We start from the raw sequence: 19274 nt of genomic DNA, 5'->3' as shown, positions 1-19274 counted from the left end.
CGTCACGTCCAGCATGGCACGATCGGCGGTCATGGATACCGGCTGGTTCGCGCGACGCACCTGGCAGGAACCCGGCTTCGACCCCGGTGAGCTGGTCCGGGCGAAGGCGGGCCGCACCGTGTCGGTGGTGCTGCCCGCGCTCGACGAGGAGGAGACCGTGGGCGACGTGGTCTCCTCGGTGCGGCCGCTGGTCGGCACGCTCGTCGACGAGCTGGTGGTCGTCGACTCCGGCTCGACGGACGCCACGATCAAGGTCGCCGCCGAGGCCGGCGCCCGCGTGGTGCGGCGAGAGGACGTCCTGCCCGGCCTGGAGCCGCTGCCCGGCAAGGGCGAGGTGCTGTGGCGGTCACTGGCCGCCACGAGCGGGGGCCTCGTGGTGTTCCTCGACTCCGATCTGGTCGATCCGGACCCCGGGTTCGTGCCGGCCCTGCTCGGCCCGTTGCTGCTGGCCGAGGGTGTGCACCTGGTCAAGGGCTTCTACCGGCGGCCGCTGCGGCTGGAATCGGCCGAGGAGGGCACCGGCGGCGGCCGGGTCACCGAGCTGCTCGCCCGCCCGGTGCTGTCCGCGCTGCGGCCCGCGTTGTCGTCGGTGGTCCAGCCGCTCGGCGGCGAGTACGCGGCCACGCGGGAGTTCCTCGAATCGGTGCCCTTCGCCGCCGGGTACGGGGTCGAGATCGGCCTGCTGCTCGACGCCGAGGCCCGTTACGGCATGGACGGGCTCGCGCAGGTCAACCTCGGTGTCCGCAAGCACCGGAACCGGTCGCTGCAACAGCTGGGCGTCATGGCGCGGCAGATCCTCGGGACGGCGCTGGCCCGGTGCGGGATCGACGCGGGCGGCTCCGGGGAGCTGACCCAGTTCGTGCCGGAGGCGGGCGCGTGGGTGCCGCGGAACACCGACGTCCTGGTCGCCGACCGGCCGCCGATGCGCTCGCGGGACGAACCGCGGCCGGGTGTGCCAGGATTTTGAGGTGACGACCGCCCTGATCTACCTCGTGATCATGCTGCTCGTGGCGGCGGTGGTGTTCCTGCTGGCCGCTGTCGTGTTCGGCCGCGGCGAGGAGCTCGCGCCGCTGCCGCCGGGCAGCTCGCCGACGCGGCTGCCGGTCCGCGACATCTCCGGCGACGACGTGCAGAAGGTGCGCTTCCAGCTGGTGCTGCGCGGGTACAAGATGTCCGAAGTGGACTGGGTGATGCGCAGACTCGGCACCGAGATCGACACGCTGCGTGAGCGGGTGGCCGAACTCGAGTCGGAACGGCAGACGTCGGGATGATCGATCTGGTCCTGTCCGTGGACGTGCACGCGGGCGCGGGCACCACGTGGCTGGCGCTGACCGACTGGGAACGCCAGCACGAGTGGATGCTGGGCACGCACGTGGAGGTCACCGAGGGCGACGGCCGCAGCGTCGGGTCGAAGCTGAGCGCGTTCACCGGGGTCCGCGGGGTCGGCGTCACCGATCCGATGGAGATCACCAGCTGGGAGCCGCCGGTGCGGTGCACGGTGCGGCACCTGGGCGGGGTCGTGAAGGGCACCGGCGCGTTCCACGTGCACGCGAAGGGCGCGCACCGTTCGACGTTCGTCTGGTCGGAGAGCCTGGTGCCGCCGCTGGGGCCCGCGGGGCAGCTGGGGTGGCCGGTCGTGAAACCGGCTTTCGTGGTCGGGCTGAGGTATTCGCTGAAACGGTTCGCGAAGTTCGCGGAGAGCTACTCGGTGGGGCAGGTATGACGGAACTGGTCGGCAGCGACGGGGTGTCGCGCTGCCCGTGGGGGAACTCGGCCCCGGACTACGCCGAGTACCACGACACGGAGTGGGGCGTGCCGCTGCACGGACAGGACGCGCTGTACGAGCGGCTGTGCCTGGAGGCGTTCCAGTCGGGGCTGTCGTGGATCACGATCCTGCGCAAGCGGGAGGGTTTCCGGCGCGCCTTCGCCGGGTTCGTGCCGGAGAGGGTGGCCGAGTTCGGTGACGACGACGTCGAACGCCTGATGGCCGACGCGTCCATCGTGCGGAACCGGGCGAAGATCCTGGCCGCCATCACCAACGCACGCGCGATCACGACGCTCGACCAGCCCCTCGACGAGCTGCTGTGGTCGTTCGCGCCGTCCGGGAAGCGACGGCGGCCGGAGACGTCGGCCGACGTCCCGGCGATCACCCCGGAGTCGACGGCGATGGCGAAGACGCTGAAAAAGCGCGGGTTCGCCTTCGTCGGCCCCACGACCTGCTACGCGCTCATGCAGGCCACCGGCATGGTCGACGACCACCTGGCCACCTGCTTCCGCGCGTCCTGACCGCCCGGCGCCCCAGCTGCCCCAAGGGGCGCCGGAGCAGCTGGGGCGGGCGCTACTTGCCCTGGAAGTCGGGCTTGCGCTTGGCGACGAAGGCTTCGACCGCCTCCCGGTGGTCGGCCGTCGAGCCGAGCACCGTTTGCGCCGCGTCCTCCGCGGCGAGGGCGTCCTCCAGAGTGCCCTCCGCGGCGACGGTCAGGACCTGCTTGATCTTGGCGTAGCTGATCGTCGGCCCGGAGGCGAGTTTCGCCGCGAGCGCCTGTGCCCGGCCGGCCAGCTCCTCGTCCGGCACGACCTCGGTGACCAGGCCCAGCGACTGCGCCTCCTCGGCCCCGACAGTGCGTGCGAGCAACATCAGCTCGGCCGCCCTGCCGTAGCCGACCAGCCGCTGCAGCGTCCAGGACGCGCCCGAGTCCGGCCCGAGCCCGACGTTCGCGAAGGCCATCAGGAAGTTCGCCGACGACGCGGCGATCCGCAGGTCGGCGGCGTAGGCGAAGGCGGCCCCTGCCCCGGCGGCCGGGCCGTTGACCGCGGCGATCACCGGCTTGGGCATCTCGACGAGGGTCCGGACGATCGGGTTGTAGTGGTCCTGCACCGTCCGCAGCGGCGCCGGATCGCCCGCCTGCAGCAGCCCGACGTGCTCTTTGAGGTCCTGGCCCGCGCAGAACGCCTTGCCGGACCCGGTCAGCACGACCGCGCGCACCGCCGGGTCGGCCGACGCCTCGCGCAACGACGCCAGCAGGCGTTCCTTCAACTCGACGGTGAGCGAGTTGTAGGCATGGGGGCGGTTGAGCGTCACGGTGCGCACGCCGTCGGCGTCGGCGGTCAGCAGCACGTCCTCGGTCGTCACCGCAGGTCCTCCTGTTATGTCGGGGTAAGGCTGATACCAGCACCTAAGCAAACACGAAAAGATCGGTCCGCGTTCGCGCCCCCATCCTGATGAGGGAGAATGGGCCTCACCCGGTTGGCTTGAGGAGCGCGACCCGGGCGCGCCGGTTGAGACGGAGGGAGCACGCTATGGCGGCCATGAAGCCCCGGACCGGAGATGGTCCCCTCGAGGTGACTAAGGAGGGGCGGGGCCTCGTGATGCGCGTTCCGCTCGAGGGCGGTGGGCGACTTGTCGTCGAGCTGTCGGCCGAAGAGGCCAAGGACCTGGGCGTCGCCCTGCAGGAGGCCACCAGCTGAGCTGCTCTTGGTTCATCGGAGTGACTTGCGTGGCGGTGCGGGTGGCAGAACCTGATCCCGTCACCGGCTGACGCGGCCGTAGTCCCAAGTTTCCAGGAGGTCGCCAGATGGCGCGCTTTCCCCTGCCGTCCGTTCCCAGCAGGCTGATCGACGTCGAGGTCGCCGGCGAGCGGCGTCGCGGCGCCGAGCTGGCCGTGCTCGTGCCCGCCGGTGCGGACGAGCCGGAACACTCCGGCAAGGCCGGTGAGGTCCGGCGAGCCGGTGACGGCTGGCTGGTGGGGATCGGCGCGGGCGAGCCCGCCGACTGGCGCGCGGCGGGCGCCGCGCTCGCCCGCGAAGCCGCGGACACGGCCAAGGCGGTCCAGATCGAGCTGGACGACGGCGTCACCGGTGAACAGGTGGCCGAGCTGGCGCTCGGAGCCCTCCTCGGCGGGTACCGCTTCAAGGTCGGCGCGGACACAGCCAAGTCCGGGTTGCGCACGATCCGCCTGGTGACGCGCGTCGCTCCCTCCCATGAGCGCGTCGTCGAGCGGGTCCGCGTGCTGGCCGCCGCGTCGGCGCTGGCCCGCGACCTGGCGAACACACCGTCCAACGTCAAGAACCCGGCGTGGCTGGCCGACACCGCCGCGCGCGTCGCGGGCGAGGTGCCCGGCCTGAGCGTGACGATCCGGGACGAGCAGTGGCTGGCCGCCCAGGGCTTCGGCGGGGTGCTCGCGGTCGGCGGCGGTTCGGCGAGCCCGCCACGGCTGATCGAGCTGACCTACCGCCCGCGCGGCGCCGTCCGGCACCTGCTGCTGGTCGGCAAGGGCATCACGTTCGACACCGGCGGGTTGTCGATCAAACCCGCCGACGGGATGCACCTGATGCGCACCGACATGGCCGGTGGTGGCGCGGTCATCGCGGCGGCGCGCGCGATCGCTTCGCTGCGGCTGCCGGTGCGGGTCACGGCGCTGGTGCCGTCGGCGGAGAACCACGTGTCCGGTTCGTCCTACCGGCCGGGCGACGTGGTGCGGCACTACGGCGGCCGGACGGCCGAGGTCGCCAACACCGACGCCGAGGGCCGCATGGTCATGGCGGACGCGCTGGCGTACGGGATCCGCCGGTTCACCCCGGACGCGGCGATCGACGTCGCCACCCTGACCGGCGCGATGAAGGTCGCGCTGGGCCTGCGCACCGGCGGGCTGTTCGCGACGGACGACAAACTGGCCGACGGGATCCGCGAGGCAGGCGCGAGCGTCGGCGAAGCCTGGTGGCGGATGCCGCTGCTGGAGGCCCACGCGGACGCGGTGCGCGGCGAGCTGGCCGACGTCAAGCAGGCGCCGGGCGGGCCGGGCGGCATCACGGCGGCGCTGTTCCTGAAGGAGTTCACCGAGGGCCTGCCGTGGGCGCACCTCGACATCGCGGGCCCCGCGCGGGCGGAGCAGCCGTACGCGGAGGTCGTCCCCGGTGCGACCGGGTTCGCGGCACGGACGCTGGTCGCGTTCGCGGAGGCGTTCGGCAGCGATCAGGCGTAGCGGGGGCCCTTCGCGCGGACGTAGTCGCGGAAGGCGTGGACCGCCGGGGTGAGGTGTTCGCCCGCGCGCCAGGTCAGGCCGATCGTGCGGCTGACCCGCGGGGACAGCGGCACTTCGACGACCCCGGCCGGTGGCGCGGGCCCGAACCGGGGGAGCAGCGCCACGCCCAGGCCGGCCGCGACGAGGCCGCGCGCGGTGTCCGATTCCTGGCTCTCGAACGCGATTTTCGGGGCGAACCCGGCCGCCGCGCACAACTCGTCGATGATCTGCCGTAGCCCGTAGCCGTGTTCGAGCGTCACGAACGGCTCGTCGGCCAGCTCGGCGACCCGGATGCGGTGGCGACGGGCCAGCGGGTGCGCCTCCGGTACCGACAGCAGCAGCTCCTGTTCCGACAGCGCGAACCGGTCCAGCGCCGGATCGTCCGGCAATGGCGCGACCAGCGCCAGGTCCAGCTCACCCTCGGCCAGCCGGTCGAGCACGTGCTGCCGCGAGCCCTGGACCAGCGAAAACCGCACCCCCGGATGGTCGGTGCGGAAATCGCGCAGCAGCGACGGGACCAGCCATCGGCCCAGCAGGTGCAGGAACCCGAGCACCACGTGCCCGCTGTCCGCCGCGATTTCCTCCCGCGTCTGGCGTGCACCCGTCTCGACCACCCCGAGTGCCCGGACCGCAGTCGCCGCGAGGATCTCGCCCGCCCGCGTCAAGCGCACCCCGCGTCCGTCCGGCCGGGTCAGCGGCGCGCCCGCCGCCCCGGACAACGCCGCGAGTCGCCTGCTCACCGTGGGCTGCGGGACGCCCAGCCGCTCCGCCGCACGGGTGATGTTGCGTGTTTCACCCAGGGCGGCGAGCAGCGCCAGATGGGGGGCCAGCCGAGCGGCAAGCTCCTGGTCAGGCGATTCTTCGACGGAGTCATACGCCACGGTATGAATGATGTCAGCTCGTTGTATTGGAAGTATTGGTTAGCGCGGCTTACTTTCGAGTGCGTGTCAGTCGCCGTGCCCGCCCCCGCCCGTTCGGACACCCGGCGTGTGAAGCTCGCTGTCGCGGCCGCCGGGATCTCGTCGTTCGCCCTGCTCTACGCGCCGCAGCCGGTCCTTCCGCAGCTCGCCGAGCAGTACCACCTCGACCCGGGCTCGGCGTCGCTGGCGGTGTCGGTCGCGACGGGCGCGCTGGCGATCGCGGTACTGCCGATCGCGGCGTTGTCGGAGATCGTCGGGCGGCGCCCGATCATCGTCGCTTCGGTGACGTTGTCGGTGGTGCTGGGGCTGCTGATGCCGCTCGCGCCCTCGTACCCGCTGCTCCTGGTGCTGCGGGCGCTGCAGGGGATCGCGATCGCCGGGTTCCCTGGCGTCGCGTCGGCTTATCTGGTGGAGCAGCTCGGCAGGACCGGGGTGGCCGCGGCTGTCGGGGCGATGATCGCCGGCAACACCGTCGGCGGCATGCTCGGCCGCCTGTCCGCGGGGTTCACGGCGGAGGCGTTCGGCTGGCACGGCGCCCTCGCCGTCGTCGCGGGCGTGGCGTTGGTGTGCAGCGCGGTGACGATCCTCGCGTTGCCCGCTTCGACCACGCGCCCGGCCGGGGACGGCTTCCGGAGCGTGCTCACCGGTATCGGCACCGCGTTGCGGCGGCCCGTGCTGCTGGTGCAGTACAGCGTGGCGCTGGTGGCGATGGGCGCCTTCGTCGCGATGTACAACGTGGCGGGCTTCCGGCTGACCAGCGAACCGCTGAACCTGTCCCCGGCGATCGCGTCGCTGGTGTTCCTCGCCTACGCGGTCGGCTCGGTGTCCTCGTCGAACGCGGGCAGGCTGGTCGCCCGTTTCGGCAGGCCGCGGGCGGTGCTCGGCGGTCTGACGATCATGGCCGCCGGGATCCTGCTGACCCTGCCGGACTCGCTGCCGCTGGTGGTGGCCGGTTTCGTGGTGCTGACCGGCGGGTTCTTCGCCGCGCACGCGGTGGCGAACGGCTGGGCCGCGGCCGAGGCGCCGGAGGGTGCGCGCGGGCAGGCGTCCGGCACCTACAACCTCTGCTACTACCTGGGCAGCAGCGTCGGCGGCACGCTCGGCAGCGTGGTGTTCGCCCACGCCGGCTGGACGTGGCTGGTGTTCGCGGCGGTGATCTGGCTGGCGCTGGCCGGGTTCGCGGTGCTCAGCCTCCGAGCCGGACGCGTTCGCGCCACGGCGCCTTCGCACTGATCCGCCACACGCCCGCTTCACCGTCTTCGCCGTTCTCGCGCACCCGCCGAGGCCAGCGCGGGGAGGGCGACCACGACCGGCTGCGACCAGTCCGCGGCGACGTCCAGCGTCACGTCACGCTGGTGCACCGGCGCTTCGGCCGACACCCGTACCGCACGCGGGCAGGCGCCGAGCACGCTGCGGCCGGGGATGAGCTGGCCCAGTGCGTCGGCGCTGCTCGGCAGTGCCGAGGACAGCACCCAGTAGGTGCCCGGTGGGACGCCGGTGAGCAGGAAGTCGCCCGGTTCGGCCAGCAGGGTGCCGCTGACCGGGTAGCCGCGCGCGGCCCGTTTCGGGAACAGCCCGACGTAGACGGCCGGATTCGGGCCCAGCACCGTCAACGCGGCCGGGGTGAGCCGGACCGTGCCCACGACGGTGCCACCCGCGTCGTCCGGTCCCGGAACCGAAACCGGCCGCGGTGGCGAGCCGGTGAGCATGTCGGGCAGCCGCCGGAACTGGACCGGGGTGATGCCGACCGCGGTGGCGAACCGGGTGGTGAACGTGCCGACCGCGGAGAAGCCCACCTCGTTGCAGATGTCGATGATCCGCTCGTCGGTCCGCAGGAGCAGCTGCTTGGCCCGCTGGAAGCGGTGCGCGGTGAGGAACTGCCCCGGCGGCAGCCCCAGCTCCCGCTCGAACGTGCGCGCCAGGTGGAACGGGCTGTAGCCGACGTGGTCGGCGACGTCCCCCAGACCTATCGGTTCCTGCGCGCGCGTGCTGATGAACCGCGCGGCACTCACTACTGCCTCACGCATGACGACCCCCTCGCCGAACCGGACATTTCGTGTGAGGGAGATCCTGCCCCAGGGGTACGACACTTTTCGAGACCCGTGACTGCCAGCCAGCGACGTGCGACGCTGCGCTGAGCAGGACCGGTCATGTGGGTGACGCGTGGACCGCCGTCACTGCACGGCGGCGACCAGCAGCCCGCCGCCGACCGGCAGCAGCGCCGGCACCAGCCGCTCGTCCTCCCGGATCGACCTGGCCAGCTCCCGCGCCGCGAGCGTCCCGGGATCCCGCCGCTCACCGCGGGCCGCGTCGGTCACGCCGTGGAAGGCGATCACCCCGCCCGGCCGGAGCAGCTGCACTCCGTGCTCGTAGTACCGCGGGTACTCGGCGCGCGCCGAGTCCACGAACACCAGGTCGTAGCCGCCACTGGTCAGCCGCGGCAGCACCTCCAGCGCCCTGCCCATGATCAGCCGCGTCCGCCCCGGCGGGTACCCCGCGTCGCGGAAGGTGCGGCGGGCGGCCTGGTGGTGTTCCGGTTCGATGTCGATCGAGGTCAGCACCCCGTCCGGCGCCATGCCGCGCATCAGGTAGAGCCCGCTCACGCCGATGCCGGTGCCGATCTCGACCACCGCGCGGGCCCGCAGGCTGGTGGCCAGGAAACACAGCGCGGCGCCGGTGGCCGGGCCGAGCGCGAGGCAGCCGAGTTCCGCCGAGCGGGCCCGCGCGGCGAGCAGCGCGGCGTCGGTGGGGTGGCCGGGCAGGTAGCCCTCGGCGTGGTCGCCGCCACTCGCCGCGAGCGTCTCGGAGGTCACGCGGCAAAGGTTAGCGCTGGTCGTCGCCAAACCCGTGGAAGACGTGCACACTTCTCTCAGGCGGCTCTCAGTCTCGTCTCACTATCACCATAAGGAGAGGGGCCAAGCTGGGTCTCAACCGGCGACAAGGGTTTTCCGGGAACACAGTGCGGATGGCCCGCGTTGGACAGATCAGTTGGGAGAACAGCCTGATGGAGGTGCCGTCCCCCACGATGCAGAACAGCCTGAAGAACGAGCAGGTCGCCGAGGGCCGCCCGGTCACGGTGGACGAGTCCGAGTGGACGCCGCCGTCGTGGGACGAGGTCGTCCGCGAGCACGGTGACCGGGTCTACCGGCTGGCCTACCGCCTGACCGGCAACACCCACGACGCCGAAGACCTCACCCAGGAGACGTTCATCCGGGTGTTCCGCTCGCTGGCCTCCTACAAGCCGGGCACCTTCGAGGGCTGGCTGCACCGCATCACCACCAACCTGTTCCTGGACATGGCCCGCCGCCGCTCGCGCGTGCGGATGGAGGGGCTGCCGGAGGACACCGACCGCATCGTCGGTGACGACCCGAGCCCCGAGCAGGTCTACAGCGACACCCACCTCGACCCGGACCTGCAGGCAGCGCTCGACGAGCTGCCGCCGGAGTTCCGCGCCGCCGTGGTGCTCTGCGACGTCGAGGGGCTTTCCTACGAGGAGATCGGCGCGACGCTCGGCGTGAAGCTGGGCACCGTGCGCAGCCGGATCCACCGCGGCCGGCAGGCGCTGCGTGCCTCGCTCGAACGGCGCCGGGCGGCCAAGGAGGAATCGGTGGGGGTTTCCGCATGAGCGAACCGCGGGGCTGGGGGCTTCCCGAGTCTCACCTGCTTCCCGACGCCGTCGTCGCCTTCGTGGACGGCGAGATGGGCCTGGGCGCCCGCGAGCGTGCCGCATCGCACGTCGCCCGCTGCCCGATCTGCGCCGCCGAGGTGTCCTCGCAGCGCCAGGTGCGCGCGGCCGTCCGGCACGCGGAAGCCCCGTCGATGCCCGCCGGCCTGCTGGCGAGCCTGCGCAACATCCCGCAGGACACCGACCTGCCGACCACACCGGACAACCTCGCGATGACCGAGGACGGCCAGCTCGTCGCCATCCAGCGGCCCGACCGCGTCGCCGGTCTCAAATCGTCCCCTTTCGGTTCGTCGGCTCCGCTGGGGTCGAGCGCGCCACTCGGTAGCGGCCCGGCCGTGCTGGGTGCGCAGCGCCACCCGTCGGTGCGGCGCCGAGTCGCGCAGGGGGCAGGCGTGGCCGTGTCCGGCCTGGTCCTGAGCGCGCTGGCCTTCGTCGCCACCTCCGCGAGCAGCACCGATCCGGGACGCGCCAACCCCGAGCCGGGCCAGGCGCCCGCGCCCGGTGTGCTGCGTGCGCAGCTCGGCGGCGAGCCGACCGCACCGGCCACCACCACGAGCGCCACGACCACCACCCCGGCGCCCACCTCCGTGGCCGGTCGCTGACGCGCCCTTCACCGCCTGCGCGGGACACTCGGTGGCGTAGGGTCGCGCCGACAGCACGACGAGCCAGCCACCCGGGGAACGATGAGCGAGCCCAACCCACCACAGGACAGCGCCGGTGCGCCGCGGACCGAGCCGCGCCTGGCACCGCGGCCCCTGGACCGGCCGGCGGTGGATCCCGCGCAGGCCGGGGCGTTCGGCCGTCCGCAGGGTGTGGAAGGCGCCTTCGACAAGCTCTACACCCCGGGCACACGCAACGGCGACAAGATCGTGTCCGCGCCACCCGCCCCGGAGTCGCTGGCCGAGGCGTTCGGCCGCCCGCCCGGCGCCGAGGACGTCCGGCTCCAGCGACCCGCGGAGGACAACGGCCGGCGGCCGGCTGAGCACGAGTCGCCGCTGTGGTCCCGCATGACCGACCCGTGGCGTGATCCGGGTTCCGCGGCGGTGCTGTCCCGGCCGGCGCTCGAACCCGGCGCCGAGGACGACGAGGATGCCGACCGGCCGCGCAGCGCGCAGCTGTCGTTGCCCGAGTTGCTGTTCGGCCGGCGGGTCAAGCCCGTCGCGCTGGGGTTGCTCGGCGTGGTCTGCCTGCTCATCGGCGCGATCGGCGGCCTGGTGGGCTGGTGGCTCGGCGGCGCGGGCGATTCACTGACCGGTTCGGCGACGATCGCGGAGGCCGAGGCGGGCAAGGAGCGCGCGCCCGGTTCGATCTCCGACATCGCGCAGCGGGTCGCGCCCGCGGTCGTGTCCATCGAGGTCAAGTCGGGGCAGTCGGGCAGTGTCGGATCGGGCGTGATGATCGACCCGCAGGGCTACGCGATCACCAACAACCACGTCATCTCGCTGGCCACCAGTGATCCGGAGGCCAAGATCACCGCGGTGTTCACCGACGGCACCCGCACGGAGGCGCGGGTCGTCGGCACCGACCCGAAGACCGATCTCGCGGTCATCAAGGTGGCGGTGTCGAACCCGACGGTGTTGCAGGTCGGTGACCCGTCGAACCTGGAGCCGGGTGACTCGGTGATCGCGGTCGGCTCGCCGCTGGGTCTGGAGAACACGGTGACCTCGGGCATCGTGAGCGCGCTGCACCGGCCGGTCACGGCGGCGGGGGAGAACGGCGAACCGCCGGTCACCTACGACGCGATCCAGACCGACGCGCCGATCAACCGCGGCAACTCGGGCGGTGCGCTGGTCGACTCGACGGGTGCGCTGGTGGGCATCAACTCGTCGATCCGCACGGACGGCGGTGAGAGTGGTTCGGGCGGCAGCATCGGCATCGGTTTCGCCATCCCGGCCGACGACGCGATGAAGATCGCGCGCACGCTGATCAGCAGTGGCCAGGTCAAGCACGCCGACATCGGGGTGAACGCGGCGTCGGTCGCGGCGGAGACCTCGGAGGGCGCGCAGGTGCTCAACGTCGCCGATGGTGGTCCGGCCGCCAGGGCCGGTGTCACGGAAGGTGACGTGATCACGAGGGTCGGCGACCGGCTGGTCCGCAACGCGGCCGAGCTGACGGTCGCGGTCCGGCAGCACGAGGTCGGTGAGACCGTGCCGGTGCAGCTGGTGCGGCAGGGCCGGACGCTGATGGTCGACGTGACGCTCGGCTCGGACTGACCTCCGGATGGCCGGGCCGTGAACTCCTCGCGGAGTATCCGATCGGGGGGCGGGCCGGGGTAGGGTGGGAGTGCTGGGCCGTGTGAGGCGGAGGTTCGCGAATGTTCGAAAGCGTTGGCTGGGGCGAGATCCTCGTCTTGATCGTCGCGGGCCTGTTCATCCTCGGCCCGGAGCGGCTCCCCGAGGCGGCGGCCTGGCTGGGCCGCAGCGTGCGGAAGGTGCGTGAGTTCGCGAGCGGCGCGCGGCAGCAGCTCAAGGACGAGATGGGTTCGGACTTCGAGCAGTTCCAGAAGCCCCTGGAGGATCTGCGGCAGCTGCGCAACTTCGACCCGCGCCGCGCCGTGACCCAGCACCTCTTCGACGGCGACCCGGACCCCCTCGGCCTGAACGGCACGTCAGGCGGCAGCACGAAGCCGAACGGCTACCCCACGCCGAGCACCACCCCGGCCACCAAGACGGAACCGGAATCCCTCAAGCCCGGCGAAAAACCCCCCGTGGACCCCGACGCCACCTGAGCCCCGCCGCGCTACCCCAATGTGCCGCCTCTGCCCCCGAGAACCACCACCCGGCAACGCAGGTCGCACCCAACGCAACCACCTACCGGCCGCCAACGGAACCAGCCCGCGCCGGAGGCGCTTCCACCCCAAGAAAGACGACGGACAGCGCGAACTCCCACACCCGAGCGCGCAACTCACGCCCGGGAGCGTGGGACTCGCGCGCGGGAGCGTGGGACTCGCGCGCGGGAGCGTGGGACTCGCGGTGGATCAGCGGCCGGTGGGGCTCAGGTTCAGCATCTTCCCGGCGAGCCCGCGTGCCCGCACGGACAGCTTCTTCGCCACCTCGCGCAGCACCTCGGAGGCGGGTGCCTCGGGTGCAGCGAGCACCAGCGGCGTCCCGGCGTCGCCTTGCTCACGCAGTCGCGGGTCGAGCGGCACCTGGCCCAGGAGCGGCACCTCGGAGCCGGTCGACTTGGACAGCGATTCCGCCACCGTCCGGCCGCCGCCGGAGCCGAAGATCTCCATCCGCTCCCCGGAGGGTGTCTCCAGCCACGACATGTTCTCGATGACCCCGGCCAGCCGCTGCCGCGTCTGCATCGCGATCGCGCCCGCGCGTTCGGCGACCTCGGCCGCGGCCTGCTGCGGCGTGGTCACCACCAGGATCTCCGCGTTCGGGATCAGCTGCGCGACCGAGATCGCGATGTCGCCGGTGCCGGGCGGCAGGTCCAGCAGCAGCACGTCCAGATCGCCCCAGAACACGTCGGCCAGGAACTGCTGCAGCGCGCGGTGCAGCATCGGCCCGCGCCAGACGACGGGGGTGTTGCCCGGCGTGAACATGCCGATCGAGATGACCTTCACGCCGTGTGCCTGTGGCGGCATGATCATCTGCTCGACCTTCGTCGGCTTCTCGCGCGCGCCCAGCATGCGCGGCACCGAGTGGCCGTAGATGTCGGCGTCGACCACGCCGACGGACAGCCCGCGCTCGGCCATCGCCACCGCCAGGTTGACCGTCACGCTCGACTTGCCGACCCCGCCCTTGCCGGACGCGACGCAGTACACCCGCGTCATCGAGCCGGGCTGGGCGAACGGGATGACCGGTTCCGCGGAGTCCCCGCGCAGCTGTTTCCGCAGCTCCGTGCGTTGCTCGTCGCTCATCACGTCGAGCTCGACCCGGACCTCGCGCACACCGTCGAGCTTGCCGACGGCGGCCTGGGTGTCCTTGGTGATGGTGTCCTTGAGCGGACAGCCCGCCACCGTCAGGTACACCGCGACCGTCACGACGCCCGCGTCGACCGTCACGTCCTTGACCATGCCGAGGTCCGTGATCGGTTTGCGGATCTCGGGGTCCTGGACGTTCTTCAGCGCCGCGCGGACGTCCTCGACACTGGGAACCTGCTGCGTACTGGTCACCCCACCATGCTACGGACCGGTAATGGCCTCCGACTGGGCCCTGGTGTTTTTGCCGCGCCGCGGCTTGGTGTTGAGGTCCTCACGCAGCTTGTCGAGTTCTCCCCGCAGGTAGTCGCGGGTGGCGACCTCGCCGACAGCCAGGCGCAGCGCCGCCAGCTCGCGCGCCAGGTACTCGGTGTCGGCCTTCGTCTGGGCCGCGCGGTTGCGGTCCTCCTCCAGCGACACCCGGTCACGGTCGTCCTGGCGGTTCTGCGCGAGCAGGATCAGCGGCGCGGCGTACGCGGCCTGCGTGGAGAACGCCAAGTTGAGCAGGATGAACGGGTACGGGTCCCACTGCAGCGCGACCGCGCTCAGGTTGACGATGATCCACACGACCACGATCAGCGTCTGCCAGAACAGGTACTTGCCGGTGCCGAGGAACCGGGCCAGCCGTTCGGACAGCCGTCCGAAGCTGTCCGGGTCGATGGACAGCACCGGCCCGCGGCCCGCCCGCGGCTGGTCGAGGCGGCGTCGGGTGGGCAGCTCAGGCACTGTCTATCTCCTGTCCCTCGGTGACGTCGTGCAGCCCGGTCTCCCGCCAGTGGTCGGGCAGCAGGTGGTCGAGCAGGTCGTCGACGGTGACGGCGCCCAGCAGGTGGTCCTGGTCGTCGACGACGGGGCCGCACGCGAGGTTGTACGCGGCGAAGTACCGCGTGATCTCGGACAGCTCGGCGTCCGGGCGCAGGGCGGGCAGGTCGGTGTCGACGGCGCTGGCGACCAGCTCCGCGGGCGGTTCGCGCAGCAGGCGCTGGAAGTGCACGCAGCCCACGTAGCGGCCGGTCGGGGTCTCGGTCGGTGGACGGCAGACGAACGCCAGGCTGGCCAGCGCGGCGGGCAGATCGGGGTTGCGGATGTGGGCGAGTGCCTCGGCGATGGTGGCGTCCGGCGTGAGGATGACCGGTTCCGGTGTCATCAGCCCGCCCGCGGTGTCCGACGAGTAGGTGAGCAGGCGTTTCAGCGGCTCGGACTCGTCGGGGTGCATCAGGTCGAGCAGGCGGTTCTGGTCGGCGGGGGCCAGTTCGGCCAGCAGGTCGGCCGCGTCGTCGGGGTTCATCGCTTCGAGGATGTCGGCGGCGCGTTCCTCGGCCAGGTGCGCGAGCAGTTCCTTCTGGTCCTCCTCGGGCAGCTCCTCCAGCACGTCGGCGAGGCGTTCGTCGTCCATCGAGTCGACCACCTCGTGGCGTCGTTTGGTCGGCAGGTCGCGCACGGTGGCGGCGATGTCGACGGCGCGCATGGTGTCGAACAGCATGAGCAGCTGCCCGGCGCCCTGCGGCTGGCCGGACAGGTCGGTCAGGCCGAGACCGCGCACCTCCGACCAGGGCAGGACCCGCAGCGACGAGCGTCTGCGGGTGAGCCCGAGCCGTCCCGCGCGCTCCCGCACGGCGAGCCGGGCGAGTACCCAGTCGCGGGTGCGGATCGGTTCCATCGCCGCGTCGGCGACCGTGACGCGGGTGTCGCCGTCCGCCAGCCGGGCGTGCGCGTCGATGAGCTGCCCGAGCACGAGCACCTCGTTGGGCCTGCGGTGGAAGGCACGCATGTTGACCGAACCGGTCGCGAGCGTGACGGCGTTCGGCTCGATCGCGGTGACCCGCAGCATCGGCACGAACACCCGGCGCCGGGTGGCCAGCTCGACCACGAGACCGAGCACGCGTGGCGGCTGCTGGTCGAGCCGCAGGCCGGCGACCAGGTCGCGCACCTTGCCGATCGACTCCCCGTCCGGTCCGAAGACCGGCAGGCCGGCCAGCTGGGCGGCGAAGACCCTGTTCACCATGTCGCCAACACTATTCGAGTGCTACGCGCTCGGCGATCGCAGCGAGGATCGGCGTGCTGGGGAAACCGCCGGACTTGACGGCCCACAACCAGTTCTCCACCGCTCGCACGAGCGTCCACGCCCGCGCGCGGTCCGCGTCCAGCCCCTCGGTCACGGCGGCGAAGCGCTCCTCCACTGTGGACTCACCGAACCGGTTCCACAGCAGGGGGATCACGCCGTATTCGGGGTCACCCGCGATCGGTTGCGGATCGATCACCAGCCACGGCTCCCGAGTCCCGGCGAGCACGTTTTCGTAGTGCAGGTCCTGGTTGACCAGATGTGATCCGGCTTCCGGGCCCAGGTCCCGGCACACGGCCACGGCGGCGTCCAGCAACCGCTTCGGCAGCGGACGGCCCAGCCGGGCCCATTCCGCGGGCAGCTCAGTGGCCAGCCGGATCGCCTCGGCACGGAGGGTCCGGACGAGAGGGGGTGCGGGCACGGTCAGCCGCCGCAGCAGCGCGGAGGCGATACCCGCCGCTTCGTCCAGTGGCTCGGTGAGCAGTGACCGGGACGCGTCGAGCCGCTCCAGCAGCAGCGTGCCGTGCCCGCTTTCCAGCAACCGCACGGCACCCCGGCCATCCCAGGTGGACAGTGCGACGGGTTCGTCGCGGGTGTCGTCGTTCTGCCAGGCGAGTTTCAGCACCGCCCGCGCACCGTCCCGGCGTACCGGGAAGACGAGCGCGGTGTGACCGTGCCAGGGCGGGCCCTCGATCCGCAGCCCCCACTCGCGGCAGCGCCACCGGGCCAGGTCCGGGAGGCCGTCCAGCCACGGCCGCACCCCGTCGCCCTCGCTGCCGATCAGCCGTTTCGCGAAGTCCCCTGGCACCTGCACCGCACCACTCTGCCAGTGACCGGACCCTTCCCAGCCGCTGTGACGGGGGTAACATCGCGTCAAGGGATACGTACCCCGGGGAGCCGCCATGTGGGCTGAAATCGTCTCCGTCGTCGCTGCTGTGGGCGTCACCGGGCTCGCCGCCAGCGTCCGTGTCGTCCGGCAGTACGAGCGCGGTCTGGTCTACCGGTTCGGCCGGGTCGTCTCCACCGTCCGCGAACCCGGCCTGACCCTTCTGCTGCCGGGCGCGGACCGGCTGCAGAAGGTGAACATGCAGATCATCACCCTCCCGGTCCCGGCGCAGGAGGGCATCACCCGTGACAACGTGACGGTCCGGGTCGACGCGGTCGTGTACTTCAAGGTCATCGATCCCGTCGTGGCGGCGGTCAACGTGCAGGACTATCGCTTCGCCGTCGGGCAGGTGGCGCAGACGTCGCTGCGCTCGATCATCGGCAAGAGCGACCTGGACGACCTGTTGTCCAACCGCGAGCGGCTCAACCAGGGGCTGGAGCTGATGATCGACAGCCCGGCCCTGGACTGGGGCGTGCACATCGACCGGGTGGAGATCAAGGACGTCGCGCTGCCGGAGTCGATGAAGCGGTCGATGTCGCGCCAGGCGGAGGCCGAACGGGAACGCCGGGCGCGGGTCATCTCCGCCGACGGTGAGCTGCAGGCGTCGCACAAGCTGTCCGAGGCCGCGGGCATCATGGCCGACACCCCGGCGGCGCTGCAGCTGCGGCTGCTGGAGACGGTGGTGCAGGTGGCGGCGGAGAAGAACTCCACGCTGGTGCTGCCGTTCCCGGTGGAGCTGCTGCGCTTTCTCGAACACCACACCGCCGACAAGCCCGCCGCCGAGCCGTCCGTGAACGGTCACGCGCCCGCTCCACGGCAGCCGGAGGACAGCGCATCCGGGTGAGGCGCCTCATATGCGGGCGGGTGGCACGACGGCCATACTCGCGGGTAATTCGTCCCGCAGACACAGGAGTCGCCCCATGGCCCGTCTGGCCCAGACCCACGGTCTCACCGAAGTGCAGTCGGAGATCCTGTCCACGGTCCGCTCGTTCGTGGACAAGGAGATCATCCCGCGCGCGCAGGAGCTGGAGCACTCCGACACCTACCCGGCGGACATCGTCGAGGGCATGAAGGAGATGGGCCTGTTCGGGATCACGATCCCGGAGTCCTACGGCGGGCTGGGCGAGTCGCTGCTGACCTACGCGCTGGTGGTCGAGGAGATCGCGCGCGGCTGGATGAGCGTCTCCGGGGTCATCAACACGCACTTCATCGTGGCGCACATGATCTCCCGGCACGGCACGGAGGAGCAGAAGCAGCGTTACCTGCCGAAGATGGCGACCGGGGAGATCCGCGGATCCTTCTCGATGTCCGAGCCCGACCTGGGCTCGGACGTCGCGGCGATCAAGACGAAGGCTCGCCGGGACGGGGAAGACTACGTCATCGACGGCTCCAAGATGTGGCTGACCAACGGCGGCACCTCGAACCTGATCGCGCTCCTGGTCAAGACCGACGAGGGTGCCGACAGGGCGCACCAGAACCTGACGACGTTCCTGGTCGAGAAGCCCGAGGGCTACGGCGAGGTCGCTCCCGGCCTCACCATTCCCGGCAAGATCGACAAGATGGGTTACAAGGGCGTCGACACCACCGAGGCGGTGTTCGACGGCTTCCGCATCCCCGCCTCGCAGGTCCTGGGCGAGGCGCCGGGCCAGGGCTTCTCGTTCATGATGGACGGCATCGAGGTCGGCCGCGTCAACGTCTCCGCCCGCGCCTGTGGCATCGCGATCCGGGCGTTCGAGCTGGCCGTGGAGTACGCGCAGCAGCGCAAGACGTTCGGCAAGCAGATCGCGCAGCACCAGGCGATCGCGTTCAAGCTCGCCGAGATGGCCACCAAGGTCGAGGCCGCGCACCTGATGATGGTCAACGCCGCCCGCCTCAAGGACACCGGCGAGCGCAACGACGTGGCCGCCGGCATGGCCAAGCTCATCGCCAGCGAGTACTGCGCCGAGGTCACCCAGGAGGCGTTCCGCATCCACGGCGGCTACGGCTACTCCAAGGAGTACGAGATCGAGCGCCTCATGCGCGAGGCGCCGTTCCTGCTGATCGGCGAGGGCACCAGCGAGATCCAGAAGACCATCATCAGCCGCGGCCTGCTGCGCGAGTACCGGGTCAAGAGCTGATCAAACCTGGAGTGTCGGGTTCGCGTGGTTTCATGGGGGTTGGCAGGATGAAGTCACTCGATCACTACGACAGCACAGGTGATGACCGTGACCAGCCCGTTCTCCTCCGGAGGCCGTCCCGCGCAGGGTCTGCCGCGCTTGCCGACGCCGCCCAGCGGGTGGCCGATCGGGTCCTACTCCACCTACCAGGAGGCGCAGCGGGCGGTCGACCACCTCGCTGAAAGCCAGTTCGCGGTCGAGGACGTGACCATCGTCGGCGTCGACCTGATGCTCGTCGAGCGGGTCCTGGGCAGGCTCTCGTGGGGGCGGGTGCTGTGGACCGGCGCCATCTCCGGCGCCTGGTTCGGCCTGTTCGTGGGTTTCCTGCTGGCGATGTTCGCCTCCGGTGCGGAGGTCACCTACCAGCCGATCCTGGTCGGACTGGCCTCCGGTGTGCTGTTCGGCCTGGTGTTCGCGGCCATCAGTTACGCCTCCTCGCGCGGGCGGCGCGACTTCTCCTCCGCCAGCCAGCTGGTGGCGGGCCGCTACGACGTGCTGTGCCAGCCGCGCAACGCGGAGCAGGGCCGTGACCTGCTGGCGAAGCTCGCGATGCGGCCATCCGGGTCAACCGACTGAATCGTGACCTCAGGCGCTTGCGGGGCGTGATCGCCGGGCATAG

22 protein-coding genes are annotated in these 19274 nt (G+C 71.5%); 14 read left to right on the top strand and 8 right to left on the bottom strand.

Features of this window, described 5'->3' with window-relative positions; genetic code table 11:
• Window positions 1-31: 31 nt before the first annotated feature.
• From HNR02_RS04170 to HNR02_RS04155, 4 genes are read left to right on the top strand one after another with little or no spacing between them, the layout of a single operon-like run.
• Entirely contained in the window at window positions 32-967 is a 936-nt protein-coding gene (locus HNR02_RS04170) for a glucosyl-3-phosphoglycerate synthase (RefSeq protein ID WP_179771895.1), read from the top strand.
• Between the two features lies 1 nt (window position 968).
• Window positions 969-1271: a DivIVA domain-containing protein gene (locus HNR02_RS04165; RefSeq protein ID WP_179771894.1), complete on the top strand. Its 303-nt coding sequence runs from the start codon at window positions 969-971 to the stop codon at window positions 1269-1271.
• Window positions 1268-1723, top strand: a complete 456-nt coding sequence (locus HNR02_RS04160; protein WP_179771893.1) for an SRPBCC family protein — start codon at window positions 1268-1270, stop codon at window positions 1721-1723. Before HNR02_RS04165 ends, HNR02_RS04160 begins: the two co-directional genes overlap by 4 nt.
• Window positions 1720-2286, top strand: a complete 567-nt coding sequence (locus HNR02_RS04155; RefSeq protein ID WP_179771892.1) for a DNA-3-methyladenine glycosylase I — start codon at window positions 1720-1722, stop codon at window positions 2284-2286. Before HNR02_RS04160 ends, HNR02_RS04155 begins: the two co-directional genes overlap by 4 nt.
• Before the next feature lie 52 nt (window positions 2287-2338).
• On the opposite strand, the gene HNR02_RS04150 is transcribed toward HNR02_RS04155, so the two are convergent.
• On the bottom strand, window positions 2339-3133 hold the full coding sequence (locus tag HNR02_RS04150; RefSeq protein WP_179771891.1) for an enoyl-CoA hydratase-related protein: 795 nt from the start codon (window positions 3131-3133) through the stop codon (window positions 2339-2341).
• Window positions 3134-3300: 167 nt separating this feature from the next.
• Between HNR02_RS04150 and HNR02_RS04145 the strand changes: the two genes are divergently transcribed.
• Together HNR02_RS04145 and HNR02_RS04140 are read left to right on the top strand one after the other, a co-directional pair.
• Window positions 3301-3468, top strand: coding sequence for a DUF3117 domain-containing protein (locus HNR02_RS04145; RefSeq protein ID WP_081617745.1), 168 nt, complete (start codon window positions 3301-3303; stop codon window positions 3466-3468).
• Window positions 3469-3575: 107 nt separating this feature from the next.
• The gene (locus HNR02_RS04140; RefSeq protein WP_179771890.1) at window positions 3576-4982 is read left to right on the top strand and encodes a leucyl aminopeptidase family protein; all 1407 of its coding nucleotides are present in this window, start codon (window positions 3576-3578) and stop codon (window positions 4980-4982) included.
• Here HNR02_RS04140 and HNR02_RS04135 read toward each other — a convergent pair.
• The gene (locus HNR02_RS04135; RefSeq protein ID WP_179771889.1) at window positions 4973-5902 is read right to left on the bottom strand and encodes a LysR family transcriptional regulator; all 930 of its coding nucleotides are present in this window, start codon (window positions 5900-5902) and stop codon (window positions 4973-4975) included. The genes HNR02_RS04140 and HNR02_RS04135 overlap by 10 nt on opposite strands.
• Before the next feature lie 108 nt (window positions 5903-6010).
• Between HNR02_RS04135 and HNR02_RS04130 the strand changes: the two genes are divergently transcribed.
• Window positions 6011-7174: an MFS transporter gene (locus tag HNR02_RS04130; RefSeq protein ID WP_179775689.1), complete on the top strand. Its 1164-nt coding sequence runs from the start codon at window positions 6011-6013 to the stop codon at window positions 7172-7174.
• A 17-nt stretch (window positions 7175-7191) separates the two neighbouring features.
• Here HNR02_RS04130 and HNR02_RS04125 read toward each other — a convergent pair whose 3' ends face one another.
• Window positions 7192-7968 (bottom strand): helix-turn-helix transcriptional regulator, encoded by a 777-nt coding sequence (locus HNR02_RS04125; RefSeq protein ID WP_179771888.1) that lies wholly within the window; start codon window positions 7966-7968, stop codon window positions 7192-7194.
• Window positions 7969-8115: 147 nt separating this feature from the next.
• Window positions 8116-8754, bottom strand: a complete 639-nt coding sequence (locus tag HNR02_RS04120) for an O-methyltransferase (RefSeq protein ID WP_179771887.1) — start codon at window positions 8752-8754, stop codon at window positions 8116-8118.
• Between the two features lie 212 nt (window positions 8755-8966).
• Here HNR02_RS04120 and sigE point away from each other — a divergent pair, with 212 nt between their 5' ends.
• The 4 genes from sigE to tatB all read left to right on the top strand — a co-directional run bounded on the left by sigE (window position 8967) and on the right by tatB (window position 12354).
• Window positions 8967-9566 (top strand): RNA polymerase sigma factor SigE, encoded by a 600-nt coding sequence (gene sigE, locus HNR02_RS04115; protein WP_179775688.1) that lies wholly within the window; start codon window positions 8967-8969, stop codon window positions 9564-9566.
• Window positions 9563-10228, top strand: a complete 666-nt coding sequence (locus tag HNR02_RS04110) for an anti-sigma factor family protein (protein WP_179771886.1) — start codon at window positions 9563-9565, stop codon at window positions 10226-10228. The genes sigE and HNR02_RS04110 overlap by 4 nt, the downstream gene beginning before the upstream one ends.
• Before the next feature lie 81 nt (window positions 10229-10309).
• A complete protein-coding gene (locus HNR02_RS04105) occupies window positions 10310-11839 on the top strand; it encodes a S1C family serine protease (protein WP_179771885.1) in 1530 nt (509 codons plus the stop codon).
• 101 nt (window positions 11840-11940) lie between these two features.
• Window positions 11941-12354 carry a Sec-independent protein translocase protein TatB gene (gene tatB, locus HNR02_RS04100; RefSeq protein WP_179771884.1) on the top strand — a complete coding sequence of 138 codons (414 nt, stop codon included), beginning with the start codon at window positions 11941-11943 and terminating at the stop codon, window positions 12352-12354.
• Between the two features lie 249 nt (window positions 12355-12603).
• Here the strand turns inward: tatB and HNR02_RS04095 are convergent, their stop codons facing one another.
• From HNR02_RS04095 to HNR02_RS04080, 4 genes are read right to left on the bottom strand one after another with little or no spacing between them, the layout of a single operon-like run.
• Window positions 12604-13746, bottom strand: a complete 1143-nt coding sequence (locus tag HNR02_RS04095; protein ID WP_179771883.1) for an Mrp/NBP35 family ATP-binding protein — start codon at window positions 13744-13746, stop codon at window positions 12604-12606.
• A 9-nt stretch (window positions 13747-13755) separates the two neighbouring features.
• Window positions 13756-14277, bottom strand: a complete 522-nt coding sequence (locus HNR02_RS04090) for a DUF1003 domain-containing protein (RefSeq protein ID WP_179771882.1) — start codon at window positions 14275-14277, stop codon at window positions 13756-13758.
• Window positions 14270-15556: a magnesium transporter MgtE N-terminal domain-containing protein gene (locus tag HNR02_RS04085; protein WP_179771881.1), complete on the bottom strand. Its 1287-nt coding sequence runs from the start codon at window positions 15554-15556 to the stop codon at window positions 14270-14272. The genes HNR02_RS04090 and HNR02_RS04085 overlap by 8 nt, the downstream gene beginning before the upstream one ends.
• Window positions 15557-15566: 10 nt before the next feature.
• Window positions 15567-16427, bottom strand: a complete 861-nt coding sequence (locus HNR02_RS04080) for an aminoglycoside phosphotransferase family protein (RefSeq protein ID WP_312860896.1) — start codon at window positions 16425-16427, stop codon at window positions 15567-15569.
• An 88-nt stretch (window positions 16428-16515) separates the two neighbouring features.
• Between HNR02_RS04080 and HNR02_RS04075 the strand changes: the two genes are divergently transcribed.
• The 3 genes from HNR02_RS04075 (at window position 16516) to HNR02_RS04065 (ending at window position 19231) form a co-directional block, all read left to right on the top strand.
• Entirely contained in the window at window positions 16516-17343 is an 828-nt protein-coding gene (locus HNR02_RS04075) for a slipin family protein (protein WP_179771879.1), read from the top strand.
• Between the two features lie 76 nt (window positions 17344-17419).
• The gene (locus HNR02_RS04070; protein WP_179771878.1) at window positions 17420-18616 is read left to right on the top strand and encodes an acyl-CoA dehydrogenase family protein; all 1197 of its coding nucleotides are present in this window, start codon (window positions 17420-17422) and stop codon (window positions 18614-18616) included.
• Window positions 18617-18697: 81 nt separating this feature from the next.
• Entirely contained in the window at window positions 18698-19231 is a 534-nt protein-coding gene (locus HNR02_RS04065) for a YflT domain-containing protein (RefSeq protein WP_179775687.1), read from the top strand.
• The last annotated feature ends 43 nt before the right edge of the window (window positions 19232-19274 follow it).

The sequence above is a fragment of the Amycolatopsis endophytica genome, from assembly GCF_013410405.1.
Lineage (GTDB): Bacteria > Actinomycetota > Actinomycetes > Mycobacteriales > Pseudonocardiaceae > Amycolatopsis_E > Amycolatopsis_E endophytica.
This window is presented reverse-complemented; position numbering and strand designations above follow the sequence as displayed.